Source organism: Rhodococcus sp. NJ-530 (assembly GCF_003860625.1).
In the GTDB taxonomy this organism is placed as follows: domain Bacteria; phylum Actinomycetota; class Actinomycetes; order Mycobacteriales; family Mycobacteriaceae; genus Rhodococcus_F; species Rhodococcus_F qingshengii.
In genome coordinates this window covers 336446-360690 of the sequence record NZ_CP034152.1, presented here as the reverse complement: position 1 = coordinate 360690, position 24245 = coordinate 336446, and the positions used below count along the sequence as shown (strand labels likewise).

Below are 24245 nucleotides of genomic sequence, written 5' to 3'. Positions count from 1 at the left end.
CTTGCTGTTTCGGTGCGTGTACGTGGACAGGTATTACGTGTGGGGCTCAGAGACGAGACATCTCAGGGACGCGACATCTCAGGGGCAGGCGGCGGCGCGGGCAACCCGGCACGAATCTGCCTAAAAGCGTCGTGAACCAACTCTTCCGGACTGGAAGCCTCCGACTTTCCGCCAGTCCAGACGTCGATCACCGATTTAGCGGCTCCGCCCACCGCTCCCAGGAGGAGCGTCGGGTACAGGTCCTTCTCGGCGTCGGTACCGGTGCGTTCCGCCAATGCCTGAACTACTGCACGGTTGATCCGCTGATGCATGTCTGCGGCATCCCGGTAGAGCGCGGGACTCGAATCCGACAGCAGCCAGATACTTGCCTTCTCACTCCCACTCGGACCTGAGTCGTTCACGATTTCGACCACAAGTTCTTCGAGGACGTCGAGAATAGGTTCGTCCGCGGGCCGCGACGCAAGCGCCTCGATCCACAGGTTCACCGATTCCTCGAAACTGGCGAGCACTGCCTCCTCCTTGCTGGAGAAGTAGTTGTGGAACGTCCTCGTCGACACTCCGGCCTCGGAGGCGATTGCGTCAGCGGTGACGCATTCGATCCCCAGCGCACGAGCGAGCCGTGCTGCCGCGCCGCTGAGTGCGGCACGGGTTGCTGCCTTCTTGCGGTCACGAAGGCCTTGTTCGATGATCACCCCAACACGGTACCGAACTTGCAGAGCTCTGCAACTTTGCAGAGGTCTGCAATATTGTGCGATCGAACACACGGCACGGAAACTCGAGGCGTACCTCACACTCACGCACGGCAAATGCCTGAACAGCGCGACGGAGAGAGTTGCGAGCAACTCCGCAGCCTGACGCCGCCTGCCAAGTTGACGCGTGAATCAACATGGCCTGACATACTTTGCGGTGAATTAACCGTAATTTGCTCGGCGAAGGAATCTGATGGACCCGCTCCTGCACACCTGGCCGGTTTCGTCCACGGTGATGCTGTGGGGATCGAAGTCCGGACGAGGCTCCGTACTACGTCTCGTCCGTCTCACCATCGGGTTCTGCTCACTCAATTTCTCGATCGTGGCGTTCCTGTTTCTCCTCAGCGGAGAGGGCCCGGACGGACCGTTTGCGCGCAGTTGGCTCGTCGGCATTGCGGCCGTCAACCTGATCCCTACGATTCTCTGGTTTGTCGGCCGAATCAGAGGTTCACGCATGCTCAAGCTCTACGGACTGTGGGCGGATCTCGGAACTGCCTCGGTTCTCATCACCTTCACCAGCCATAACGCCGCCCTCTTCGGCGCGGCACTCTTTGTCGCCACCGGCGCCTACTTCACCTATTTTCTCGATTACCGCTGGTTGGCCTTCCATCTCGCCTTTGCCACGACATTTGTCATCGCCCTGACGGTGCTCGGCCTGACGAACGGCGACTACTCGACAACCAGCGTGATCGCACGCACGGACGTCGTCCTGTGTGCCGTGATCTTCATTCCGGCCACGATTCAGTTCACCTGGCGGCAATTACTCGCGCGCGCAACGGGATCCAAAGTGGATGCGCTTACCGGCCTGTTGAACCGACGAGGACTGTGGGACATGTCGGAGCGCATCTGGTCGGTCGCGTCGGCAAATCGTGCCGACATTGCTGTTGCCGTCGTCGACATCGACAAGTTCAAGGCGGTGAACGACACGTTCGGCCACGAAGTCGGTGACGCCGTCATCATCCGGACCGGAACGCGCCTGCAGGCGCATGTGAACGGTTTCGGTTACGCCGCGCGCACCGGCGGCGAGGAGTTCACCGTTGTGATGATCGGTACTCCGTACGGACTTCGCAAACGAATCGCGACGCTCCCCAAAGCCGTGGTGAACGCCTCCGACGACCCCCTGGCCACGGTCAGCGTCGGCGCAGCGACGCTACCTTTCATCCCACATCAGGAAGAGTTCGACTACAACGAGTTCTCCCGAGCAATCGTTGCGGCCGATCATCTGATGTACGACGCAAAATCCGCGGGAGGCAACACCGCGAACACTGCTCCTATGGCAGTTCCGCGTCGACGGGCACACTGAAACCGGGCTGTATCAGCGCCGATTCCACGCCTCGGGATCTGCCGTCAGTTCGTGAATGAACTCGGGCAACTCTCCACCTGCAACATCGGTGAGTGTGACATTTTCGAGCACAGCACGGAGGTTGACTCGCACTGCAATCCACACCTCCTTGAGGGGCGTTGCCGGTCCCCCGTAGTCGACGTCTTCCGGTCGCTGACCCCGAATCGAAGCCAGCGGTCCCTCGACAGCTCGTATGACGTCGGCAATCGTGATCTCGTCCGCGGACCGAGCGAGCCAGTATCCCCCGTCCGGGCCTCGACGGCTGTTGACCAAGCCGCCGCGCCGCAGGTCCGAGAGCACCGCTTCCAGGAACTTGTGGGGTATTACCTGGGATTTGGCGAGAAACTCGGCCTTGGCCGGGTCAGGACCAACTGCCGCGAGCTCGACCAGAGTCCGCACGGCGTAGTCCACCTTCGCGGTGATATGCACCGGCAATTCCTACCATCGTTCTATGAATAGTCGCAACAAACCTGCGAGTTCTTCGCCGCAAAGGGTTCCCTGACGTTACATTTTGATGCATGATGTAACGATCAGAGCTAGAGAACAGGACAAATCGCGTGTGGGAAACCCTTCTCGAATCATGGAAGTCACTGCTCGAACCGCTCCATGATCCCGTTACGCTCGCAATCCCCGCGTTTGTCATCTTCCTCGCAATCGAATGGTTCGCGGCCCGTGCGCTCGAAGATCATCCCGACGACGCCGACGGACGCGCACGGCCGGCACAGGGCGGCTACCGAAGCGCCGACGCCAGAACCAGCGTTCTACTCGGACTCGTGTCGATCGCAACGAGCACCTTCTGGAAAGTGCTGGCGCTGATCGGCTATTCCGCAATCTGGGTGTATCTCGCTCCGTGGCACCTCTCGCCGACTGCCTGGTACACCTGGGTGATCCTGCTGCTCGGAATCGACGTCCTCTATTACGCGTATCACCGCATCGCACACCGAGTTCGAGTCATCTGGGCCACACACCAGGCTCACCATTCGAGCGAGTACTTCAATTTCAGCACCGCACTGCGGCAGAAGTGGAACAACAGCGGTGAGATCATCATGTGGTTGCCGTTGCCGTTCCTCGGGATCCCGCCGTGGATGGTGTTCGTCGGCTTCTCCGTCAGCCTCGTCTACCAGTTCTTCGTCCACACCGAACGTGTCGGAAAACTCTGGCGGCCCATCGAATTCATCTTCAACACGCCGTCACACCATCGCGTCCACCACGGCTCCGACGCCGAGTACCTCGACCGCAACTACGCCGGAATCCTCATCATCTGGGACCGGATGTTCGGAACCTTCGCAGCCGAAACCCACCGGCCCACCTACGGACTCACGACGCCGGTCGGAACGTACAACATCTGGAAGCTCCAAACGCGCGAATATGCTGCCATTGCTCGTGATTGGAAGGCGTCGACATCGTGGCGGCAGCGAGCCGGCTACGTGTTCGGCCCGCCCGGCTGGGCGCCGAAAGCCGAGGTCACTTCAGCAGAATCCACAGCCCCGTCGCACTGAGCAGGAGCAGAGCGACCGCGAGAGTTGCTCCCATACCCAAAGCGGGCGTTGCCTTTTCGGCCGAAAACTGGGCCAACCGCCTGGGCCGCGACCGACGTTCGTAGACCGTCACCGCGACGACGAGCACGGCAGCGACGGACGGGCCGATCAGGGCCACCGACCCGAACGGCGGCAACCATCTCAGACAGGCGGCAGACAAGCCGAGGATCGACAGACTCGTACGCACGAACGAGAGCGATGTGCGCTCGGACTGCAAGCCCTTGTCCGGAGGCTTGACACCTTCCGACGGTTCCAGCGCGGTCAATCAGTTCACGACCTCGACCACCAGGACGGTCGCGCAGATCACCAGCACGATGCCGACGACCGGCGCCATGAGCGGCACCGGCAACGAGCGCTCAGTTCGCAGTGCACGCTCGGCGCTGATCCAGTGGACAAAGGAAGTGATGGCGATCAGAGCACCGCCGACGAGCAACAACGCGGCCAAGCCGGATCGAACCGTCGGGTCGAGAATGTCGCCGCCGAACGCTTCGAGTCCGACGCCCGACGCGACGAAGGCCGTTGCAGTGCGGATCCAAGCCAGATATGTCCGCTCATTGGCGAGCGTGAACCGTGGATCGGGGTCTTCGCCCGTTCGGAACGGTCTCCACCGGGGCATCACCTGTTCATTCCGTCCGGGCAGAGATCGCACACTGCCTTCGGAACGGACAAGAAGAAAGGAAGGTCATGTCCTTAATCTTCCCTGCCCGCCCCGAAGCAGTGCGAATCGGGTGGACGTAATTCAGCTCGCGGCGAGTGAAACCAGGAAGTCCACCGAACCGCTGCCGTCGACGGTGACGAAACCGAGGGACGGAGGCTCGACTCCGAAATCGGTCCAGGTGACCGGAATCGAGCCCGATGCGATCAGCGAATCACCCGAATGCAGCACGGTCATGTCGACCGACACCGGCTTGGACTGACCCTTGAGCGTCAGCGTTCCTGACACCGTGACCGTCGCCGTTGTTCCGTCCGTCGGTACAGCAGACAAGTCCACCGGCGAGTCGATCGTGAACGTCGCCGTCGGATACGTGCTGGTATCCATCACATTGCCCGTGAACTGGCCGTCGCGCCGATCCGAGTCGGTCTTGATGCTTGCCACCTGCACCGTTACCTCGCCGGAAGTGAGCTTTTCACCCTCGACAACCGCGTTTCCGCTCACCTCGCCAGTGGTTCCGACGACGGTCACACTCGATCCGTTGAGAATCTCGTGCACGGTGTACCCAGCTGCCGTCTGGTTGTCCCCCTGCCCGGCGACGACGGTCCACTGCCCGTCGATCGATCCGGACGCCGCCTCCGCGCCCTCAGTGGACACCACGGCCGCCGGTGCATCGTCTTCAGCGATGAACTTCCCGTACGCCCACGGCCCCACGAGCAGGGCGAGTACGACCACAACTACTGCTCCGCCGATCCACCAGATCTTTTTCATGGGCTCGACGATAGTTGCAGCTTCAACAGTTGTCAGGACTTACGACCTGGGAGAACCCTGTGAAAGTGCTCCACGACCACCGAAGGGTGAGCCGCGTCTACAGCCATTAGTAATCATTTGGTAAAGTCGACTGTGCATTCCGGCCCCCAGCCTGGAATGCCTGGGCCGTGCGCATCGAATCATGCATCGATCCCGATGCGCACGGTCTGCCCGAAACACGAATCACACCGATCGAGGGAGCTCGCGATGGCGGACCTGACGCTCCTGACCGACGACGAGTTACGCGAGCGTCGGATCGCCCTCAGTCGATCCCTCACTACCGCAGCAGATTTGATCCCCACCCCGCCACCTTCGTTCTTCGAGAAGCTGAAGCAGGACATCGATGCCGCCGCTGCAGAGTGGATCGCCCGCCGCTCCTGAACGTTCGAATTGCGCACACAGAACCGGTTTTCGATTTCCTCACCGGTTCACCCCGCAAGGGTGATGATGCAGCGGACGGTCACCGGCACCATGACTTCATGGACTCCCCGACCGACTCAATCGCACAAGGTTTCACGCCGGCACACGCTCAACTGGCGAGATCGGCCGGAGTTCCAGCAACGCTGGCCGCTGAGAGTTACGTGGAAGCCCTCGCCCGGATCGTCTATTACTGGGGCTATCCAGCTGTGGACACCTTCGGCCGTACAAACATGTGGGAGATCATGGATGGCAAGACCGGACTCCAACTCGGCCTTCTGCCAGGCGCCGCCAAGAATTACACCGGTGCCCTCACCGACTACATGAGCCCGGCGCAGCGGTGGGTCGTCTCACCCAACAACGACACGGTCTACGGCGCAGGATTCGCCGATCTCACCGACGAAACCGCAGTGATACAGACCCCGACCGAGGTATCCGACGGCCATTACTGGACTATCCAGATCGTCGACGTGCTGACCAATGTGACTCACCAACTTGGTTCGGCGACAGGCACTCCCGGCGGAAAGTTCCTTCTGGTCGGACCTGATTGGGATGGCGAGTTGCCGGAAGACTTCCTCGATGTGCTTCGATCACCGACGAACGTGGCTGGTGTCTTCCCTCGCAGTTTCGCAGCACGTTCCGAGGCGTCCAAGCAGCAGGCGCGGTCGGTGCTCGACCAGATCGGCATGTACCCGTTCAGCGAGGATCGACCCGGCCCGCGGTCCTTCGGCTACGAGGCCCACGCCGCGAACTCGATCTACCCTCAGGGCGTCACCGCCGAAATGTTGGCGGCCGATCCCGACGCCAGTCGACCTCAATGGGTGAAGCCGGAATCTTTCTGGACCGATCTTGCAGCAATGCTCGATTTCAACCCGACCATGGGCGCAGCAGACACCCCGATGGCTGATCAAGCCAAGACGCTTGTCGCACTGCATCGTTCGGACAAGTCGTACCGAGCGCTGCTCGACCGCGCCGCGCTCCGCGCCGACGTCGCCCTCCATCAATCGGCGAGCTACGTCCAAACCGGGGTCGACGCAGGCAACGGATGGCAACGGCAACGCAACAGTGGCCTGTGGGGCACCGACTGGTTCGGACGGGCGCTCGCGGCCGTCATCTACATTTACGTCAACGACTTTCACGAGGCTGTCTACCTCATCCGGGGTACCGACCACGACGGAGCGTTGCTCCACGGCCGCGAGCGGTACACCATGACCTTCACAGAAGACGCACTCCCACCCGTCGACCGCAGTCGCGGCGGCTTCTGGTCTCTGACCATGTACGACAAGGACGCATTTATGCTCGCCGACGCACCGGGTAACCGCGTCAACCTCGGCACCGTCAATCTCGACGCGGGCGATCTCGTCTTTCGTGACGGGAAGCTCACCTTGCACCTGTCTCACGACGAGCCGACCGATCCGGATGCTCGTGCCAACTGGCTACCCGCTCCGCACGACGAATTTCGACTGATCATTCGCAGCTATGTCCCCGACAAATCAGTCCTCGATGAAACCTACCGATTCCCTGACGTCGTCCGAGCAACGGGACTATAGGGCGCCACCAAGCACAAAAAAGCTCCCCACCTGCGTGAACAGGTGGGGAGCTTTGGCGGTGGCGGAGGGATTTGAACCCTCGGACGGGGGTTACCCGTCACACGCTTTCGAGGCGTGCTCCTTAGGCCGCTCGGACACGCCACCGTTGGTGACTTTACCGGATGGAGTGCCCGTGGCTGAAATCGCCAGGTGGAGCGGTATTACGTGAGCTTGTCCTTGATGCTGGAAGCGGCGTCCTTGACCTTCTCGCCTGCATCCTTGACGGCCGATTTCACCTGGTCGCCCTTGCCTTCGTTTTCGAGGTCCCGGTCACCGGTAGCGCTGCCAGCAGCTTCCTTGGCCTTGCCCCCGAGGTCTTCGGCCTTGTTCTGAGCCTTGTCTGCGATTCCCATGAGTACTCCTCTGTGAACGCGAACGAATCGCCTTCCGACGATCCGCCGATGCCCTGACGGCATCTGCCTCCACCATGCCCTCGATTGATGGATCCGGCTACCCGAGTGTGCGATCACTCTCGATGGGGAATACCGAATTCAGGCCCGCTGCTCGCGGAAGAAATCTTCCAAAAGCCCAGCGCATTCGTCCTCGAGGACCCCGCCGCGCACCTGCGGCCGATAGGTCAATCTTTTATCTCGAACTACGTCCCATAATGATCCGACGGCTCCGGTTTTCGGCTCCCACGCCCCGAAAACGACCCGAGAAACCCGGGCGAGGACCAGAGCGCCCGCACACATCGTGCATGGCTCGAGGGTCACGGCAAGCGTCGCACCTTCCAGGCGCCAGCCGTCACCGTAGGTTTTTGCGGCAGCACGCAACGCGAGGATTTCGGCGTGCGCGGTCGGATCGGACGAGTCTTCCCTGGCATTGGAGGCCCGAGCAACTTCGACGCCGTCTGCGTCGAACACCACTGCCCCGACCGGGACGTCGGCGTCGGAGGCGGAACGTGCGGCCACGATGGCCGCACGGATCATGCGCTGGTCGTCAGCGAGAGTCATCTAGCGCGGGAGCTTGTCGAGCGCTGCGCCGAACTCGGATGCGAACCCGAGTCGCTGCGCGATCATCCCCAACTGCTCGTCCGGATAGAGATCGGTCTCGGCCGCGATGACGGCGAGCACGGGTTCCGGCAGGCCCAGATCGGCCAGCACGGACAGATCGCCCTCTTCCCAGGGTTCGACATCGTCGAGGTCGTCCGGGTCGATGTCGGGGATCTCGATGTGCAAGGCGTCGAGGACGTCGGCTGCGATGTCGTAGTCGATGGCGGCGGTCGCGTCGGAAATCAGCAACTGCGTGCCCGACGGCGCCGGACGCAACACGATGAAGAACTCGTCGTCGACGTCGAGAAGACCGAAGACGGCACCCGAACTTCGCAGCTCACGCAGCTGCGTTTCGGCGGCCGAGAGCGAGGTCAACGCGTCGGGCGTCAGTGCCTTGACCGTCCAACGCCCCTCTTCACGGACCACCGCGACACCGAAGCCTTCAAGCTCCTCCGACTGGTTCGAAGAGGCGCTCTTGTTACCCGCGCGCTGTGCACCCATGGCGCAACGGTAGCCCGCCTGGTGCCAGTGAGTGAAGTCCGAGCATCGATGTGCCAACCTGAACTCGTGTCTGCGATCGATTCCGCCCCACCAGTCTGCGTTCTCGGCCTCGGATTGATCGGCGGTTCGCTACTTCGCGCCGCCGTCCGATCCGGCCGCCGGGCGTGGGGTTACAACCGTTCCAGCGAGTCCGCCGACGCGGCCCGAGCCGACGGTTTCGACGCCGACACCGATCTGGTTTCAGTGCTGCAGAGAGCGAACGACAGCGGCGCGATCATTGTGATCGCCGTGCCGATGCCTGCCGTCGACGCCACCTTGGAGGCAATCGCCGCGCATGCGCCCGACAATCCGATCACGGACGTCGTCAGCGTCAAGGGTGAAGTGAAGGCCGCGGTCGAACGAGCGGGCTTGAGCGCCAAGTTCGTGGGCGGTCATCCGATGGCGGGGACGTCAGCTTCGGGTTGGGCGGTCGGGGATGCCGATCTGTTCGTCGACGCGGTATGGGTTGTTGCCACCGACAACGGCGTCGACGCAGATGTGTGGTCGCAGGTCGCCGACCTCGCGCTCGACTGCGGCTCGGTGGTAGTGCCGGCCGAATCCCTCGAGCACGATCGAGCAGTCGCGCGAATCTCGCATCTGCCTCACCTGCTCGCGGAAACGCTTGCGATCACCGGAGCTGCCGGCGGCGAACTGGCTCTCGGGCTGGCTGCTGGGTCATTTCGCGACGGCACCCGCGTGGCCGGGAGCGCTCCTGGCCTGGTGCGGGCGATGTGCGAGGGCAACCGCGACGCCCTGCTGGTCGCGCTGGACGAGGCGCTCGACCTTTTGCAGGGCGCACGTACCGATCTGCTCGACAACGGCTCGACGGCACGATTGGTGGACGCAGGGTTCGCGGCGCGCGGCGCCTACGAGTCGCACGAGCGGTGGGACATCGAAGACGTTCAGGCCGGAGAACCCGACTGGATCAACCGGATGCGAGACGCCGGTCGACGCGGCGGCGTCATCCGGCGATCCGCAACCTAGAACTACGCAACCTAGAGATACGAAACCTAGATACGAGTTGCCAGACCCGGGTAGTCGAGGACAAAGCCTTCGGTATCGACGGACAACGTCGAGCTGGACACCGGGGACAGCACACTGATTCCGTCGGCGCCGGAGCTGTAGGTGATGGTCGCACCCTCGACGCGCAGGTCGAGAAGGTTTACGTAGACGACCGGCACCTCGGCGTCTTCGATGTCGTTCTGCAAGCCGACGCGGCGGATGGGCAGCGTGTTGAAGAACGGGCTGAGGATCACGTCGACATCGAGTGCGCCATCGAACGCAGAGCGCTGGTGACTGGCGCCGTTCTCGACCATCCAGGTGCCTTCTTCGTCCCGGCTGATCGACATCTGACGCTCACCGGCGGCCAGGGCGGTCCGCACGGACAACCGGCGGGTGATGCCGGCCTCGTCGGTGACCAGGTCGTACGACGCGCTGAATGCCGGGTGCTCACTGCAGGCTCCACCGATGATCCGGCCGGAAGCCTTGATGCGATTTCCGTTCAGCTGCACACGAACAGACTCCATACGAGGAGCGTTGTGGGCCTGCCAGGTCAATACCGCGGGCCAGGACGCGTCACCGGAAGGTTGGATGCTCACCCGACCACGGTAATGGACGAACGGGCACGGAGCACCGCTGGTTCGGGTTATTGCTTCGATCAGGGACCTTTTAGGGACTTCGATCGGCCCCGAAGATCTCGATGTAAGGCGTTTCACAACGGTTCTTCCGTAAGGAGCACGCCGCGGACCGAATAGTTGGCAAACGGTGTCGGAGTTCTCGAGTACCGTGCTTCTAGGTCGGTTCGTGAGGAAGGGTGCTGTGACGTCGTCGCGGAGCATGGTGGGTTTGTTTGCCGGTATCGGTGGTCTCGAGTTGGGGCTCTCGGAACATGGGTGGAACACCGAACTGCTGTGTGAAATCGATCCGGGCGCGCAGGCAGTTCTCCGTTCGCGTTTCGCCGACGTGCCGTTGCACGGTGACGTCACCAAACTTCGCGCGCTGCCCAGTGACATCGAATTGGTGGCCGCCGGTTTCCCCTGCCAGGACCTCTCTCAGGCCGGCAAAACGGCAGGCATCACCGGCGCACGCTCAGGCCTGGTGGACGAGGTGTTCCGTCTGGTCAAGCGTAAGAAGGGCCCGCGCTGGCTGTTGATCGAGAACGTTCCGTTCATGCTCCAGCTCGGCAAGGGCGCCGCCATGCGGCACATCACCGACGCCCTCGAAGACCTCGGATACACCTGGGCGTACCGGGTGGTCGACGCCCGCGCCTTCGGACTCCCCCAGCGTCGCCAGCGAGTCATCATGCTTGCCTCGCGCACAGACGATCCCCGCGAAATCCTGTTCGGCCAGGACGCCGGCGAGCGCCTGGGTGGCGATCCCGCGGACTACCCCTGCGGCTTCTACTGGACCGAAGGCACTCGCGGTCTCGGATGGGCCGTCAATGCCGTGCCGACGCTCAAGGGCGGCTCGTCCGTCGGCATCCCCAGTCAGCCGGCAGTCCGGTTGCCGTCAGGTGAGATCGTCACTCCCGGTCTAGTCGATGCCGAGCGACTGCAGGGTTTCGATCCCGACTGGACGCTGCCGTCCGTCGAGGTTCCCGGCCTACGCCACAGCCATCGCTGGAAGCTCGTCGGCAATGCCGTGAGCGTGCGGATGGCGTCGTGGGTCGGTGGCCGGTTGAGCGATCCCATCGAATACGACGCCGCGGGCGAGACGCCACTCGAACCGGGCGACGCCTGGCCGAGTGCGGCCTGGGGCCGTAACCGCCAGGCCTTCCGCGTCCATACCTCGACCTGGCCGGTCCAGTACGACTACGAGGATCTGAGCGGCTTCCTCGAAGACACGCGGTTGCTGTCGGCTCGGGCCACCGCCGGCTTCCTCAAGCGCGCACGCATGGGTAATCTTCGGTTCATCCCCGGTTTCATCGAGGACGTCGAAAGCCATCTCGAGCGGATGGGCGGATACCCCGAGGCCGCAGCATGACGGACTCGCTGTTCCCCGAACCTGAAACGCTGTTTTCCGAACCGGAACACGAACCACTGTGGAGTGCACTGCAACTCGCGGGCGACAAGCCCCCGGCCGACGCCGATCGCGGCGAGAAGAAGAACTACGCCCAGCGACTGTCCAATCAACTGGCACAGACGGTGGCCGACGCTCTGCGTCCGCTGTATCCCAACATCACCCCGACGGCGTCCGGTGAAGGCCAGGAGGCAACAGTCGATGTCGCCAAGGGCCGAAAGCGCTTGGACGTCAAGGCACTCGACCCCACTCTCGGCCTGATCCTCTGCGTCTCCATCAAGACGTACAACTTCCAGGACTACAGTCCCCGCAGCGGCAAGCTGGGACGGTGGACCAAGAACATAGTCCGCAACGACCACGAATTGCGTGGCGAGGCAATGGTTCTGCATCAGCGTCAGCCGTACAGCGTGTTGGTCGCCGTCATGTTCGAGCCGTACGCCACGTGCGACGACGGCGACCCGACCAAGACCAGCGACACCGGCAAATCCTCTTTTGCACACCACGTCACGACGCTCTCGAAGCGCTCGGGCCGGGGCAAGCGCGCGGTGGTCGGCGTTCCCGGAAAGGCCTGGGTGGATCTCGGCGCCGAGGACACCCGCTACGACCTCTTCGAGAAGGTCTACATCGGACTCTACGAACCCGATGGTGCAGTCCGGTTCTTCGACGTCGACGAACCGCCGCCGCGCAACGGCCGCCCCACCGAAGCTCAGACGCTCTCGTTCACCGACTTCGTGACCGTCGTGCACGGTGAAGTGGAGCGTCGCAACAGGTTTGCGCCTACCTGGTCCGATCCCGAAGACAGCGACGATTCCGACGGCTGAGAGAACCACGGTGCCTGCGACGGATCCTGCCACCAGCGCTCGGATGAGCGCTCAGCGTCGGCGCGACACCAAACCCGAAATCGCACTTCGACGCGAGCTGCATCGACGCGGACTCCGGTACTTCGTGGATCGGGCGCCTGTCAAAGGTGTTCGCCGACGGGCCGATCTGGTATTCCCACGCCGCAAAGTCGCGGTGTTCGTGGACGGATGCTTCTGGCACAGCTGCCCGCAGCATGCGACGTTTCCCAAGAACAACGCGCAGTGGTGGACGGACAAGTTGGCCGCCAACGTGGTTCGAGACCGCGACACCGATGCACGTCTGGCAGAGCAGGGTTGGACCGTCATCCGCGTCTGGGAGCACGAAGATCCGCTGGTAGCGGCCGAACGCGTCCAGAAAGCCCTGCTCGGTCCGTAAGCTCGATTTCGTGAAGGAACGCAACGTTGCGCGGTGGGGTTTGGTGGCTGCGCTGGCTCTGGGCGGAATCGTCTACTCGTCGTGGATTCTCGAATTCTTCCTGGACACCGGCCTCGACCCGGTGACATCGTTCCTCAGCGAACTCGATGCCGAGAACCAGAAATACCGCGATGTCTTCGGTAACGCCGATGTCCTGTCCGCAATCTTGATGTTGATCTCCGGAGCGCTGGGTCTGCTGATCACGCCCCGGCGAAGGCTCTACGTCACGGGCTGGATTGCGCTGGCGGTGTTCGGCATCGCGACCATCGCCGACGCGTCGTTCCCCCTCGAATGCTCGGGCGAGGGTTGCCCGTCGAGCGCACCCGACGGTCTACTTCCGCAGCTCCACCATGTTCACGCGTTGACGAGCAGCGTGGCGGTCTTCGCGATCTTCACCGCGATGATCGCATTCACCGTGGGAGCGTTCAGGTATCGCGAGCACCATTCTTTGCGGACGACGGGTCTGACCATTCTGATCCTGACTTCCCTTGCGACGGTGTGGATGTTGACGACCAACAGCATCGAAGTCTCCGGCGGCGGTAATCTCGGACTGGGTATCGCTCAACGTGCGCAGGTGCTGGGAATGTCGTTGTGGTTGTGCACCCTGGCATTTGCGATGTCGAGGCCGCCATCCACCGGGCTCCCGGCGTCGCCGCGCTGACAGGTTTTCCGGCAAGCGATTCGGGCGATCCTGGAACTACAACTGAAAATGGCTGCCCCGAACTAGCGAAGGTGTGCCCATGTCTCTCGCGTCGTCGTTCTTCGCCCATCCGCACCAGGCGTTCACTGCTGGTTTCTATCGCAACGAGTCCTTCGACTTCGAGCTACGAGTCGTTCTCGGGCAAGCCACCTTCGGCGCGGCAGATACCGGCGAAGTGCTCTCGGCCATCGCTCACGTCGGCGAGAAGGACCTCGAAGGCTGGTACGAGGCCTGGTTCGACCTCGGCACACGGGTATTCGGGCAGGCCGATGAGGCAGCCGAGGCCGGGCATTCGCGAAGCGCGTCCAACGCGTACCTGCGGGCGGCGTCGTACTTCGGTGTGGCGATCAACGCAGTCGACGGTCTCAGCGACGATTCGGTTCTGGTCCCCACTTTCAAACGTCACCGACAGGCGTGGGACCGCTTCGTCGACACCACCTCCCAGCCCGTCGAACGCGTCCGGATCCCTTACGAGGACACCTACCTGCCCGGGTACTTCTTCCGGCCGCCCGGGGACGTGCGACGGCCGACGTTGATCATGGTGAACGGTAGCGACGGCCCGATCAGCGGGCTGTGGGGCAGCGGCGGTGCCGGGGCGCTCGAGCGGGGCTACAACGTGTTGATGTTCGACGGTCCCGGTCAGCAGTCGATGCTCTTCGAGCGCAACATCCCGTTCCGTCACGACTGGGAAGCCGTCATCACCCCCGTCGTCGACTATCTCGTGGACCGGCCGGACGTCGATGCGTCGAAGCTGGCGATGTACGGGATCAGTCAGGGCGGGTACTGGGTGCCGCAGTCGTTGGCGTTCGAGCATCGGATCGCGGCAGCGATCGCCGATCCGGGGGTCGTGGACGTGGCCGCGTCGTGGCTCGCCCATATCCCCAAGAACATGCAGAAGCTACTCGACGAGGGAAAGTCGGAGGCCTTCGACCGCGACATGGCGATAGGGCTGGGAATGAAATTCTCCAAGGACAGCGCCCGAATCTGGCGTTTCCGAGCGCGTCCGTACCTCGCCGACGGCTACTACAACACTCTCGCCGAGGTTCGGAAGTACCACCTCGAACACGTCGCCGGCTCGATCTCCACTCCCCTGCTCATCACCGATCCGGAAGACGAGCAATTCTGGCCTGGTCAATCCAAGCGGCTTGCCGCCCTCGCCGGCGGACCGACGACGGTGGTTCCCTTCACCGCTGCCGAGGGCGCGAACTTCCACTGCCAGCCCATGGCGAGGCGTCTGACTGATCAGCGGATGTTCGACTGGCTCGACGAGCAGTTGGATCTCTGAATCAGGCCCTCGAATCAACGATCGAATGATGGCGTATTTGCTGTGCGCTCGATGGAGTTCGGCATTCGTCGGGTATCGATCTGTGGAAGCGTGCGAGTGTGCCTACCTATCACGACTATGTGTGGATTCAGCAGTACCTCAACACGAGCCTGTCTCTCGGGTACTGCGCTGCACTCATCCCTCGGTCCACTCCCGCACAGGTGTTGAGTGCCCTCGGCGCCGACGAGAACACACAATCGGATGCAATCGGGATCGCCGAACTCGGCGAGGTGATGTCCGATCTCACTGAACAGCCCGAGACAGCCGGGGCTGGGCAGGTAGTCGCAGTCGCGGCGGTGGGCGACGACAGCACACTGTTGATGCAGATCAACGGCGGTTCCTTCGCTATCTCCGAAGAATTGATGCGGCCCCTTCTATCCGATCGCGAGGTGGCTTCGCACTATCTCAGCGTCAATGCCGACAGCCAGTTCATCTGGTGGTCGAACGGCACACGCGTGGCTGAATTCGAACTCTTCGGATCCAGCCCGGTGGTCGGGGACGATCGGATGGTGGATTTGATTCTCGATGTCGGCGGAATCGGAATCGACGATGACGCCCAAGGCTATGCAGGTGAGCATGCGTTGGAGGGCGCCTTTGCTCTCGCCGAGCAGATCACCGGCGTCGCAGTCCCCGCCTCGCTATTCGTGGAAGGCCAATTTATGGTGGCCGTTGTCCCCAAGTCAGGACAGTCCCCCTCGGCAGATGTGCCATCTGAGGCTTCTCCGCGAAAGTCGCCCGCTGCGTGGAGCGAGGTAGCGCGACGTTACAAAGCGGCGGAACGGATTCCGCTACATGGGGTGATGTTCCGCGGGCGACCCCCCGGCGGTCGTCCCTCCGTGCGACTCGAATTCTGGTTCAAGCCGCGCACCTGCATCCGTCTCGAAGACGAGCAGGGAGTGCTGTTTCTGCAGAACCGACAGAAGCAGACGTGGTTCCGCACCGACGGGGTCCTCGAACGACGAAACGGCGGATACAGTCTCGACATCCATATCGAACAACTTCTCCAGATACACAGAACCTGGCCGTACACACCTTTCGCCGACCTACGCCCACCCGACACGACAGGGCGGGAAGTAGAGGTCGACGGGCGGAGAGCGTGGGAATTCGCGATGCCACCGGATTGGGCCGGCCGTGATGCCACGGTGGCGTTCGACGCGGAAACCGGGATCCCTTTGCGGTGGGCGGACCGAACGGGCAGCCATGAGATATCGGCGCTGGAAACCGGTATCGACGTCGACGACGGCTTTTTCTCCGGCCCCTGATAATCGAAGCAAGCGAGGCGTCTGACGGATCAGCGGATGTTCGACTGGCTCGACGAGCAGGTGGATCTCTGAATCAGGACACTTTCTCCTTTTTCGTCAAGAGAGTGGCGAGCATCGGCAACAGCAGAACCGTGATCGCCCCGGCCGCGACAAGAATCGACGCGTTGTCCGAGGACATCTGATGCGCGTCGACGGCCGCGCCCGTGACCGCCACGATCATGGGCAGGCCGGTAGCCCCGTACAACGCGACTTGCGCACTTTCGCGCGTGGTGAAGGGCGGCTCCACCTTCTCGAACTTGGTCACGAAGAACACCGGCACGCCCCGGACTACAACGATCAGGATCAAAAACGCAATCAGTATGCCGGGACTGGCGGCGACCGCCGAGACGTCGATCGCCATGCCTGAAGTGATGAAGAAAATCGGGATGAGGAACCCGAAGGCGGTCCCGTCGAGCTTGATCTCGAGGCGCTCGTCGCCCTCTGGCATCAGTCGCCGCAGGATGAAGCCGGCGGCAAATGCACCGAGAATGACGTCGAGTGAGAACACAGCCGACAGCACTCCGAGGCTGACCAACAACAGAACGGTGAGGCGGACCGTCGTCTGCGCCGTCGTGTCCGCCCCTGCCCGCACCAGGCGATGTGTCCACGAGCCTTCGTGAATCAGCTTGCCGGGCAGCACCGCAACGATGACAGCGATCAAGGCGAAGACGGCAAGAACGATCAGCGACAGCACGGCACCACGGGCACTCAGCAGCACCGCCATCGCGACGACCGGCCCGAGCTCGCCGACGGCCCCGTGGTTGAGGACGGTCTTACCCAAGCGTGTGTCGAGGAGTTTGTTGTCCTTGAGGATCGGCAGCAGCGTGCCCAGAGCGGTCGACGTCATCGCGATGGCAACAGCGGCTTCGGCGGAGATCACGTTCCTCATGCCAAGCAGCGCGACCACCGTGAACGCCAGCGCGAGGCAGAACAGCCACGTGTAGAGCGCTCGACGTCCGCCGCGCCCACTGAGTTCCTGTCGGTCGATCTCGTAGCCGGCGAGCAGGAACAGCATGCCGAGGCCGAGTTCGCGCAGGATGCCGATCGCTTCGCTGTCAGCTGCGATGTTGAGGGCGAACGGCCCGACCACTGCGCCCGCGACCAGTAGCAACACCACTTCGGGAACCAGTCGACGCGGGATCAGGCCCGCGACTATCGGCGCGATGGCCGCGATCAGCGCGATCCAGAACAGCGATGAGGCAATTGAAGGCACGGATCATTATCGGACATAGGTGACGGATCTGCGCTCAGTACAGGTACTTGCGGTACGCCTCTTGTCTGGCGGGTTCGAGGTCCTCGACGCGCAGGCTGTGTTGCTCCGCCATCATGTCGCGCAGACTCGGCACCTCATCGGATGCGGGCCACGTCGACGGATCCCACAGCTTCGCCCGCAGAATTGCTCTCGCGCAATGCAGATACGCCTCGTCGATCTGCACGATCACCGCAAGCTGTGCAGGCTTGCCGTTCATCGCCATCGAATCCAACAGATCAGGATCGGTGGACAGAGTCGCCGTGCCGTTGACGCGCACGATCTCGTCGTGCCCGGGCGCGAGAAAGAGGATCCCCACGTGAGGATTCTCGATCATGTTCCGGTACGAGTCAGCGCGCCGGTTGCCCGGACGATCCGGGAGCACGAGCGTCTTCTCGTCGGGAAACAGAACCTGACTGACCAGGTCTCCACGCGGCGAGCAGTCGCAATTTCCGGCCGCATCGGATGTCGCGAGCACAAAAAACCGTGCCTGCTCGATGAATTCACGGATCAACGGAGTCGTGTGAGCGGTCTGCTTCTCCATGATCGTCGGATGGGGCTGTCCGAGAATCGCATTGAGTTGTTCCACGGATTCGATCCGCCCGCCCGGGGCGTTCGACGCCGTCACGTCGACACGTCGTCGAGCACGTGGTGGCGCCCGAGCGGCAACACCAACGGCTTACCCGACATGGGGTCGGGGATGATTCGGCTCTCGAGACCGAACACGGTGCGGACGTTGTCGCTCGTGAGCACCTCGGCAGGATCACCCGCCGCGTAGACCCGGCGATCGGCCATGGCGACGAGGTAGTCGGCGTAGCGGGCGGCGAGATTGAGATCGTGCAGAACCATGACAATCGTTGTACCCCGAGTCCGGTTCAGGTCGGTGAGCAGGTCCAAGACCTCAACCTGGTGGCTCACGTCCAAGAAGGTGGTCGGCTCGTCGAGTAGAAGCAGATCGGTTTGTTGGGCGAGCGCCATCGCAATCCACACACGTTGGCGCTGACCACCGGAAAGCTCGTCCACCGATCGCTCGGCCAATCCGGTTGTGTCCGTGGCCGCAAGCGCCTCGGCGACGGCTGCGTCATCCTCGCGGCTCCACCTCGACAGCACCCGCTGATGTGGATGACGACCACGGCCGACGAGATCGGCGACAACTATCCCTTCCGGTGCGATCGGTGACTGCGGCAGCAGACCGAGCGTGCGAGCGAGCTTCTTCGCAGGCAGGCGATGAACATCCTTGCCGTCCAACAGAACATGACCGCTTCGGGGACTGAGTAGCCGCGACATCGACCGCAGCAGTGTCGATTTGCCGCACGCGTTGGCGCCCACGATGGTCGTGATCTTTCCCGGCGGCACCGCGAGGTCGAGCGATTCGACGACGGTCCGTCCTCCGTAACCGAGTTCGAGGTTTTCGGCAGTCAGAGAGTGGGATTCGGTCACAGCGAACCTCCCGTTCGGTTGGAGCGAATGATGAGGTAGACAAGATACGGCGCTCCCAGCGCACCGGTCACCACGCCAACGGGGTAGCGGGTGCCGAAGGCGTACTGTCCGCAGAAATCGGCGACGAGCACCAGCAGCGCTCCGACCAGCGCCGACGGAATCAAAAGTGGTGTTCCCGGACCGACGATGCGGGCGGCGATGGGCCCTGACAGAAATGCGACGAAGGCGATGGGCCCCGCAGCGGCAGTGGCAAAGGCGATGAGTCCGACGGCCGCAATGATCGTCAGAATGCGCGTTCGTTCCACTCTGACGCCGAGCGCTTGTGCTGCGTCGTCACCGAGCTGGCTGGTCGAAAGGTTGCGCGATTGGCTCAGCAGCACCGGTCCGAGGACAACCAGCGCCAGGAGTACGGGAACCGTCGAACCCCAGTTGGCACCGTTGAGACTGCCGGTGAGCCAACGCATCGTCTCCTGCAGATCCCACGCGGCGGCGGTACTGAGAAGGTAGGCGGTGACGCTGTCGAGCATCGCGGCGATGCCGATACCGATCAGTATGAGCCGAGTGCCCGCCACACCGTCCCGGAAAGACAGAACGTAGATCAAGACTGCGACGCCCAGACCGACGGCGATAGCAAAAACCGATACCTGTGAACCGCCGAGTGAAAGCGAGATGATCGCGAAAGCCGCTGCAGCGCTTGCGCCGGAGCTGATTCCGATGATGTCGGGGCTCGCGAGCGGGTTGCGCAGCATCGTCTGGAACGTGATGCCACCCAAGCCGAAACAGATTCCGGCGACCACAGCGAGGACAGCGCGAGGCAGCCGGAGGCGGCCGACGGTGAACGAGGCACCAGGCACGTTCTCCCCCAGCACGACCCGAAGCACATCTGACGGCGAGTAGAAGGTTTTTCCCACCATCAGAGTGACCGCGAAGGAGGCGACGACGAGGACCATCAGCACGGCAATCACGATGCGGCGGCGTCTACCTCGTCGGATACGGCTTGCTCCGACTGCGTCGACCTCGACTTCGGGAGTAACGAATGTAGTGGTCACAGCTCACGTATTTTCTGACGGCGGACTATGTAAATGAAGAAGGGCGCTCCGATGAGCGCGGTGATGATGCCGACGTCGATTTCGCTCGGCCGGGCGACAATTCGTCCGAGAATGTCGGCGGCGACCAGAAGGGCGGCACCTGTCAGCGCAGAAAACGGTAGTAGCCAACGGTTGTCAATCCCGATCAACAACCGGCACAGGTGCGGGACGACCAAACCGACGAAGCCGATCGGTCCCGCGATGGCAGTGGCCGCACCGCAGAGCAACACTGCACCGAGCGCTGCCACTGCACGAACCACCGCGACGCGTTCGCCGAGACCTGATGCAACCTCGTCGCCGAGCGCAAGAGAGTTGAGACTGCGCGCTGACAGCAGACAGATCACGAAGCCGACAATGAGGAAAGGCAGACCCTGCCGGATCACCTCGAAACTCGCGCCACCGACGCCGCCGATCTGCCACGAACGAATGTTGCCCGCAATATCGTTTCGCGGCAGCATGATCGCAGTGATGAACGAAGCAAACGCAGCCGATGTTGCGGCCCCGGCAAGAGCCAACTTGAGTGGCGTGGCTCCACCTCGCCCGAGTGACCCGACTACGTAGACGAACAATGCCGCCCCGGCTGCACCGAGTACGGCCACCCAGATCATGCTGGTCTGGGTCCACAATCCGAACCACGCCATTCCGATCACCACGGCGAGCGAAGCGCCCATGTTGACGCCCAGGATTCCGGGATCCGCCAAAGGGTTTCGGGTGATCCCCTGCATCACCGCGCCGGCAAGACCGAGCGCAGCACCCACGACGATCGCGAGCACCGTCCGCGGAATGCGCTTGGCAATCGCACCCTGACCGATATTGTCGGTGGAACCGCCAAGTGCGGCAACGATGTCGGACCAATCGACCTCACGAGAGCCGATGACGATCGAGGCGCACATGAGCACCGCGAGGACAACGAGAAGGGCGATCAACCACAGCGAATTGCCGAACGTCGGGCGCCGCGTATCGCGAGCGCCCGACGTCGAATCCTGCGAGGTTACAGTCACTCCGACTTTCCAGCGGCCCCGGCGAGCAGATCGACGTAGTCGCCGAGTACCCACGAAATTGCGAGTGGAGTCGGGTTGGCCGCCGTTCCCATCGGCCCGGTTCCATTGAGGAACACGATCGCGCTGTTGGCGACGGCAGGCATCTGCGAGAGCAGCGGGTCAGCCTTGAGTGCGTCGACAAGCGCCTGGTCACCGTAGGTGACGATCAGTTCAACGTCGTCGAAGACGTCCACACGCTCGGCACTGACCTTCTTCGAGAACTCACCACCCGTCGAGGCGTCGGCAACGCTCTTCGGCGTCGAAAGTCCGAGGTCCTCGAAGAACGCGGCGCGCGTGTCGTTCGCCGTGTAGAAGCTGACCTGGCTCAGATCAGCGGTGTCGACGTGCGTCAGGAACATGGTTGCCTTGCCGGCAAGCTGCGGATGCGAGGCAACCTCGTCGGCGATCTCCTTTTCGATGGTGGAGATCAGTTCCTGCCCTTCGGATTCCATGCCGAGGCCCATGCTGTTGAACTTGATGACGTCGCGCCACGACGTCGCCCACGGCCCCTCGGGATACGCCACAACCGGAGCGATCTCACTGAGAGTGTCGTAGTCCTCCTGCGTCAATCCGGAGTACGCGGCAAGAATGACGTCAGGGTTCGTATCGGAGACGGCTTCGAAGTCGATGCCGTCGGTCTCGTCGAAGAGCACCGGCGGCTTCGCGCCAAGGTCATCGAGCTTTTCCTCGACCCACGGCAGCATTCCGTTGCCGTTGTCGTCACCGAAAGTCGCCGCTGCCATTCCGACGGGAACCACGCCGAGAGCAAGGGGCACTTCGTGATTGGCCCAGGCGACGGTGGCAACTCGCTCCGGCTTGGTGTCGATCGTCGTAGTTCCGAAAGCGTGCTCGATCGTGACGGGGAAGGAGCTGGATCCGCTTCCGGCGTTGCCGCCGTCGGCGGTCTCCGAGGAGTCGGAACTGCAAGCTGTCACGCCGAGGGCGACTGCGACCGCTGCTGCGGCCACCGCCAAGAAGCGTTTTGAACGCATGAAAACAGAACTCTCTCGAGAAGGGGTACGGCCCTCAACCCGGCTCAATCAGGCACTTAGGTGAGGTTTGCCTAAACCGTATACGGGAGGGTAATGTGGCGCAATCGCGTGTTTGGGACACCCCATGTAGCGATCGAGACAAGGTGTGATGGCCGATCAGCTAGCCCGGAACATCCCTGGTGTAGCGCCTGTAGTGCGCCGGAATGCCGCCCCGAATGCGCTGGTCGAGTGGTAGCCCACACGCTCGGCAACCTCTTGTAGATCCAAGCCGTGGGCAAGAAGGGTCACCGCTCGTTGGGCGCGCACAGCCGAGACCCACTGCCCGAAACTCATCCCGGTCTCCGACCGAAATACCCGGGTGATGGTTCGCGGGCTGACACCGAGGAGCCTTGCCCAGTCGGACAGCGTTCGCATGTCACTCGGATCGTCACCGATCGCATCGACGATGGGTTGCAGAAGTGGCGAGTCCGGCACCAGCACCAGCAACTCGTTCGGCGACGGTGCCAGCACGTCGATCACCATCTGCTCCGTGAGCGAGCGCGAAGGAGCTCCGAGTGACTCGTCTGCCAGTCGCTCGAGGAGGTTCCGCAGCAGCGGAGTGACCTCGATCGCCACCGGCACGTCGGACAGAGAAGGAACCGATGCGATGTCGAGCTGAGCGGCGCGATACCAGGTGCCGGCCGGCGCGATCGCCGAGTGCAGGACGCCGGCGGGCATCCACAGACCGACGGTCGGCGTAATGGTCCACGTGCGCGATCCCACCGTGGCGCTCGACGCTCCCCGCTCGTTCCACAACAATTCGTGAGTCGGGTGCGAGTGCGCATCCCACCGGGTCTCGCGGGAGACAAGTTCGTCCATGCCCGCAATGACAAAGGGCACCTCGACCGCCCCGGCCGAGTAGACCGGGAGCGTCCGACTGTCGACGGTCTCCAACGGGTTCTCCTCGGTTCGCGTGGCTGCTCCGCAGAAAGCATAGGTCGCGGGGATCGGTTGTCGGTTCCCACGATCGCGAGGATCACCGCCCGAAATCGCCGAGGTGACCTCACACACATTCAAGAATTGCGTATGCACCACAACAAAAAGAAGGTCACAGACCTGAAGTCTGTGACCTTCTTTCTTGTGCGCCCGAAGGGATTCGAACCCCTAACCTCTTGATCCGTAGTCAAGTGCTCTATCCGTTGAGCTACGGGCGCATGTTCTGTTGTCTTGCTGGTCTTGCGTGTCTTACCGTCGTAATTTCTATCATTTCTAACCCGCCGGTCAAAATCACCGGCTTGGCGGAGGCGAGAGGATTTGAACCTCCGGTCCCTCGTAAAAGGGACAACTCATTAGCAGTGAGTCCCATTCGGCCGCTCTGGCACGCCTCCCTGGGGGTTCCGATCCTTTCGGACCGCCGGATCGAAAGATTACACACCCTTCGCCACCAAAGGCAAAACGTGTGGTCAGCGGACTGTTTTGTGGACTTACCGCAGGTGGCTGTCGAACCAGTCGAAGATCCGGGTCTGAGCTTCGATGATCGAGGCCGAATCAGGGTCGTCGAGGTCAGCGTCCTCGGACAGCTGTGGCGGCTCGTCCGCCCGGTGAGCCAGTCCGGCGTAGCTGACCACCAGTGTCGCGACGTCGGCCTTCGCGGTCGCTTCCCGGAGCAGAGTCACGTGTTCGCGAGGCGTGCTGGGATCGTCCTCGCCGTACAGCGCCAGCCACGGCGCCTGCAGGGAAGTGGCCGCGTCGACAAGCGCCTGAGCATCCACCGACAAGGCTTCGACGATTCCCCGGGCGGCGACGCTCACCGCGGCGCCGACGGGACGGCTGGTGGCCACGAGCATCGCGGCGGTACCGGCGTCGTCGAATCCGAGCACCCCGATGGTGTCTGCGAGAACTTCGCGTCCGACGAGCCAATCGAGGGTCGCGTCGAAGTCGGCGAAGAGGTTGTCACCGAACACCTCACCCTGCATGTGTTCGGGTTCGCGGTGAAACAGGTGAGGTGCGACGCTCACCCACCCTTCGCCGGCAAGCGCGCACATCAGATTCAGCAGAGCCGGGCTGAACTTCCGGGCTTCATGCAGGACGACGATCCCGCCCCGCGTCGGGCCGTCCGGCTCCACCACGGTCAGCGGAACAGCCGTGGCGACCTCCCCTTCGGCTCCGCGCAGATACGCGGTGGCTCGGAAGATTTCCGACATCTTCTA

28 protein-coding genes and 3 tRNA genes are annotated in these 24245 nt (G+C 62.7%); 11 read left to right on the top strand and 20 right to left on the bottom strand.

What is annotated here, in order from left to right; genetic code table 11:
* Positions 1–62 precede the first annotated feature (62 nt).
* Positions 63–692: a TetR/AcrR family transcriptional regulator gene (locus EHW12_RS01685; protein WP_007731646.1), complete on the bottom strand. Its 630-nt coding sequence runs from the start codon at positions 690–692 to the stop codon at positions 63–65.
* Between the two features lie 250 nt (positions 693–942).
* Here EHW12_RS01685 and EHW12_RS01680 point away from each other — a divergent pair, with 250 nt between their 5' ends.
* Positions 943–2052, top strand: a complete 1110-nt coding sequence (locus EHW12_RS01680) for a GGDEF domain-containing protein (protein ID WP_020968182.1) — start codon at positions 943–945, stop codon at positions 2050–2052.
* Positions 2053–2064: 12 nt separating this feature from the next.
* Here EHW12_RS01680 and EHW12_RS01675 read toward each other — a convergent pair whose 3' ends face one another.
* Entirely contained in the window at positions 2065–2520 is a 456-nt protein-coding gene (locus tag EHW12_RS01675) for an Rrf2 family transcriptional regulator (RefSeq protein ID WP_003943908.1), read from the bottom strand.
* Between the two features lie 128 nt (positions 2521–2648).
* On the opposite strand from EHW12_RS01675, the gene EHW12_RS01670 reads away from it, so the two are divergent.
* Entirely contained in the window at positions 2649–3590 is a 942-nt protein-coding gene (locus tag EHW12_RS01670; RefSeq protein ID WP_047271543.1) for a sterol desaturase family protein, read from the top strand.
* On the opposite strand, the gene EHW12_RS01665 is transcribed toward EHW12_RS01670, so the two are convergent.
* The 3 genes from EHW12_RS01665 to EHW12_RS01655 all read right to left on the bottom strand — a co-directional run bounded on the left by EHW12_RS01665 (position 3556) and on the right by EHW12_RS01655 (position 5052).
* Positions 3556–3894: a DUF202 domain-containing protein gene (locus EHW12_RS01665; RefSeq protein ID WP_003943794.1), complete on the bottom strand. Its 339-nt coding sequence runs from the start codon at positions 3892–3894 to the stop codon at positions 3556–3558. The two genes, EHW12_RS01670 and EHW12_RS01665, sit on opposite strands and share 35 nt — an antisense overlap.
* Positions 3895–4245: a DUF202 domain-containing protein gene (locus EHW12_RS01660; RefSeq protein WP_050655626.1), complete on the bottom strand. Its 351-nt coding sequence runs from the start codon at positions 4243–4245 to the stop codon at positions 3895–3897. It abuts the gene before it with no gap.
* Between the two features lie 123 nt (positions 4246–4368).
* Positions 4369–5052 carry a YceI family protein gene (locus tag EHW12_RS01655; protein WP_003943876.1) on the bottom strand — a complete coding sequence of 228 codons (684 nt, stop codon included), beginning with the start codon at positions 5050–5052 and terminating at the stop codon, positions 4369–4371.
* A 246-nt stretch (positions 5053–5298) separates the two neighbouring features.
* Between EHW12_RS01655 and EHW12_RS34505 the strand changes: the two genes are divergently transcribed.
* Complete coding sequence (locus EHW12_RS34505; RefSeq protein WP_003943953.1) at positions 5299–5472, top strand: hypothetical protein; 174 nt, start codon at positions 5299–5301, stop codon at positions 5470–5472.
* A gap of 98 nt (positions 5473–5570) precedes the next feature.
* Complete coding sequence (locus tag EHW12_RS01650; protein ID WP_233272358.1) at positions 5571–7058, top strand: DUF1254 domain-containing protein; 1488 nt, start codon at positions 5571–5573, stop codon at positions 7056–7058.
* Positions 7059–7111: 53 nt separating this feature from the next.
* Here the strand turns inward: EHW12_RS01650 and EHW12_RS01645 are convergent.
* The 4 genes from EHW12_RS01645 to EHW12_RS01630 form a co-directional block, all read right to left on the bottom strand.
* Positions 7112–7202 (bottom strand) — tRNA-Ser (locus EHW12_RS01645).
* A 56-nt stretch (positions 7203–7258) separates the two neighbouring features.
* Positions 7259–7450, bottom strand: a complete 192-nt coding sequence (locus tag EHW12_RS01640; protein WP_003943869.1) for a CsbD family protein — start codon at positions 7448–7450, stop codon at positions 7259–7261.
* Between the two features lie 138 nt (positions 7451–7588).
* Positions 7589–8050, bottom strand: a complete 462-nt coding sequence (locus tag EHW12_RS01635) for a nucleoside deaminase (protein ID WP_125050207.1) — start codon at positions 8048–8050, stop codon at positions 7589–7591.
* On the bottom strand, positions 8051–8590 hold the full coding sequence (locus EHW12_RS01630) for a tRNA adenosine deaminase-associated protein (RefSeq protein ID WP_003943823.1): 540 nt from the start codon (positions 8588–8590) through the stop codon (positions 8051–8053).
* Positions 8591–8638: 48 nt separating this feature from the next.
* On the opposite strand from EHW12_RS01630, the gene EHW12_RS01625 reads away from it, so the two are divergent.
* A complete protein-coding gene (locus EHW12_RS01625; protein WP_125052510.1) occupies positions 8639–9613 on the top strand; it encodes a prephenate dehydrogenase in 975 nt (324 codons plus the stop codon).
* Between the two features lie 26 nt (positions 9614–9639).
* Here the strand turns inward: EHW12_RS01625 and EHW12_RS01620 are convergent, their stop codons facing one another.
* Positions 9640–10227: a putative glycolipid-binding domain-containing protein gene (locus tag EHW12_RS01620; protein WP_073512852.1), complete on the bottom strand. Its 588-nt coding sequence runs from the start codon at positions 10225–10227 to the stop codon at positions 9640–9642.
* Positions 10228–10465: 238 nt separating this feature from the next.
* On the opposite strand from EHW12_RS01620, the gene dcm reads away from it, so the two are divergent.
* The 6 genes from dcm (at position 10466) to EHW12_RS01590 (ending at position 16208) form a co-directional block, all read left to right on the top strand.
* Positions 10466–11611: a DNA (cytosine-5-)-methyltransferase gene (gene dcm / locus EHW12_RS01615; protein ID WP_030535749.1), complete on the top strand. Its 1146-nt coding sequence runs from the start codon at positions 10466–10468 to the stop codon at positions 11609–11611.
* Positions 11608–12468, top strand: coding sequence for a hypothetical protein (locus tag EHW12_RS01610; RefSeq protein WP_054831521.1), 861 nt, complete (start codon positions 11608–11610; stop codon positions 12466–12468). The genes dcm and EHW12_RS01610 overlap by 4 nt, the downstream gene beginning before the upstream one ends.
* A 10-nt stretch (positions 12469–12478) precedes the next feature.
* Positions 12479–12883, top strand: coding sequence for a very short patch repair endonuclease (locus tag EHW12_RS01605; RefSeq protein ID WP_042921136.1), 405 nt, complete (start codon positions 12479–12481; stop codon positions 12881–12883).
* Between the two features lie 10 nt (positions 12884–12893).
* Positions 12894–13583, top strand: coding sequence for a DUF998 domain-containing protein (locus EHW12_RS01600; RefSeq protein WP_116057428.1), 690 nt, complete (start codon positions 12894–12896; stop codon positions 13581–13583).
* 79 nt (positions 13584–13662) lie between these two features.
* A complete protein-coding gene (locus EHW12_RS01595; protein WP_125050206.1) occupies positions 13663–14907 on the top strand; it encodes a prolyl oligopeptidase family serine peptidase in 1245 nt (414 codons plus the stop codon).
* Between the two features lie 98 nt (positions 14908–15005).
* The gene (locus EHW12_RS01590; protein WP_125050205.1) at positions 15006–16208 is read left to right on the top strand and encodes a DUF6461 domain-containing protein; all 1203 of its coding nucleotides are present in this window, start codon (positions 15006–15008) and stop codon (positions 16206–16208) included.
* Between the two features lie 73 nt (positions 16209–16281).
* On the opposite strand, the gene EHW12_RS01585 is transcribed toward EHW12_RS01590, so the two are convergent.
* The 10 genes from EHW12_RS01585 to EHW12_RS01540 all read right to left on the bottom strand — a co-directional run bounded on the left by EHW12_RS01585 (position 16282) and on the right by EHW12_RS01540 (position 24239).
* Positions 16282–17460: a cation:proton antiporter gene (locus EHW12_RS01585; RefSeq protein WP_125050204.1), complete on the bottom strand. Its 1179-nt coding sequence runs from the start codon at positions 17458–17460 to the stop codon at positions 16282–16284.
* Between the two features lie 34 nt (positions 17461–17494).
* Complete coding sequence (locus EHW12_RS01580) at positions 17495–18124, bottom strand: pyridoxamine 5'-phosphate oxidase family protein (protein ID WP_007731668.1); 630 nt, start codon at positions 18122–18124, stop codon at positions 17495–17497.
* The gene (locus tag EHW12_RS01575; protein ID WP_125050203.1) at positions 18121–18936 is read right to left on the bottom strand and encodes an ABC transporter ATP-binding protein; all 816 of its coding nucleotides are present in this window, start codon (positions 18934–18936) and stop codon (positions 18121–18123) included. Before EHW12_RS01575 ends, EHW12_RS01580 begins: the two co-directional genes overlap by 4 nt.
* Positions 18933–19985, bottom strand: coding sequence for an iron chelate uptake ABC transporter family permease subunit (locus EHW12_RS01570; protein ID WP_125050202.1), 1053 nt, complete (start codon positions 19983–19985; stop codon positions 18933–18935). Before EHW12_RS01570 ends, EHW12_RS01575 begins: the two co-directional genes overlap by 4 nt.
* Positions 19982–21025 (bottom strand): iron ABC transporter permease, encoded by a 1044-nt coding sequence (locus tag EHW12_RS01565; RefSeq protein WP_125050201.1) that lies wholly within the window; start codon positions 21023–21025, stop codon positions 19982–19984. The genes EHW12_RS01570 and EHW12_RS01565 overlap by 4 nt, the downstream gene beginning before the upstream one ends.
* Positions 21022–22056: an iron-siderophore ABC transporter substrate-binding protein gene (locus tag EHW12_RS01560; protein ID WP_125050200.1), complete on the bottom strand. Its 1035-nt coding sequence runs from the start codon at positions 22054–22056 to the stop codon at positions 21022–21024. The genes EHW12_RS01565 and EHW12_RS01560 overlap by 4 nt, the downstream gene beginning before the upstream one ends.
* A 156-nt stretch (positions 22057–22212) precedes the next feature.
* Positions 22213–23130: an AraC family transcriptional regulator gene (locus tag EHW12_RS01555; RefSeq protein WP_007731681.1), complete on the bottom strand. Its 918-nt coding sequence runs from the start codon at positions 23128–23130 to the stop codon at positions 22213–22215.
* A 46-nt stretch (positions 23131–23176) separates the two neighbouring features.
* Positions 23177–23249, bottom strand: a tRNA-Arg gene (locus tag EHW12_RS01550).
* 82 nt (positions 23250–23331) lie between these two features.
* Positions 23332–23423 (bottom strand) — tRNA-Ser (locus EHW12_RS01545).
* Between the two features lie 96 nt (positions 23424–23519).
* Positions 23520–24239 carry a dienelactone hydrolase family protein gene (locus EHW12_RS01540; RefSeq protein ID WP_003943860.1) on the bottom strand — a complete coding sequence of 240 codons (720 nt, stop codon included), beginning with the start codon at positions 24237–24239 and terminating at the stop codon, positions 23520–23522.
* Positions 24240–24245 lie beyond the last annotated feature (6 nt).

Bases quoted from the DNA above. Each gene is read 5' to 3' on its own strand.
- EHW12_RS01680 (WP_020968182.1), top strand. From the start codon at position 943: ATGGACCCGCTCCTGCACACCTGGCCGGTTTCGTCCACGGTGATGCTG.
- EHW12_RS01660 (WP_050655626.1), bottom strand. From the start codon at position 4,245: ATGCCCCGGTGGAGACCGTTCCGAACGGGCGAAGACCCCGATCCACGG.
- EHW12_RS01655 (WP_003943876.1), bottom strand. From the start codon at position 5,052: ATGAAAAAGATCTGGTGGATCGGCGGAGCAGTAGTTGTGGTCGTACTC.
- EHW12_RS34505 (WP_003943953.1), top strand. From the start codon at position 5,299: ATGGCGGACCTGACGCTCCTGACCGACGACGAGTTACGCGAGCGTCGG.
- EHW12_RS01650 (WP_233272358.1), top strand. From the start codon at position 5,571: ATGGACTCCCCGACCGACTCAATCGCACAAGGTTTCACGCCGGCACAC.
- EHW12_RS01640 (WP_003943869.1), bottom strand. From the start codon at position 7,450: ATGGGAATCGCAGACAAGGCTCAGAACAAGGCCGAAGACCTCGGGGGC.
- EHW12_RS01635 (WP_125050207.1), bottom strand. From the start codon at position 8,050: ATGACTCTCGCTGACGACCAGCGCATGATCCGTGCGGCCATCGTGGCC.
- EHW12_RS01630 (WP_003943823.1), bottom strand. From the start codon at position 8,590: ATGGGTGCACAGCGCGCGGGTAACAAGAGCGCCTCTTCGAACCAGTCG.
- EHW12_RS01625 (WP_125052510.1), top strand. From the start codon at position 8,639: ATGTGCCAACCTGAACTCGTGTCTGCGATCGATTCCGCCCCACCAGTC.
- dcm (WP_030535749.1), top strand. From the start codon at position 10,466: ATGGTGGGTTTGTTTGCCGGTATCGGTGGTCTCGAGTTGGGGCTCTCG.
- EHW12_RS01610 (WP_054831521.1), top strand. From the start codon at position 11,608: ATGACGGACTCGCTGTTCCCCGAACCTGAAACGCTGTTTTCCGAACCG.
- EHW12_RS01595 (WP_125050206.1), top strand. From the start codon at position 13,663: ATGTCTCTCGCGTCGTCGTTCTTCGCCCATCCGCACCAGGCGTTCACT.
- EHW12_RS01560 (WP_125050200.1), bottom strand. From the start codon at position 22,056: ATGCGTTCAAAACGCTTCTTGGCGGTGGCCGCAGCAGCGGTCGCAGTC.
- EHW12_RS01540 (WP_003943860.1), bottom strand. From the start codon at position 24,239: ATGTCGGAAATCTTCCGAGCCACCGCGTATCTGCGCGGAGCCGAAGGG.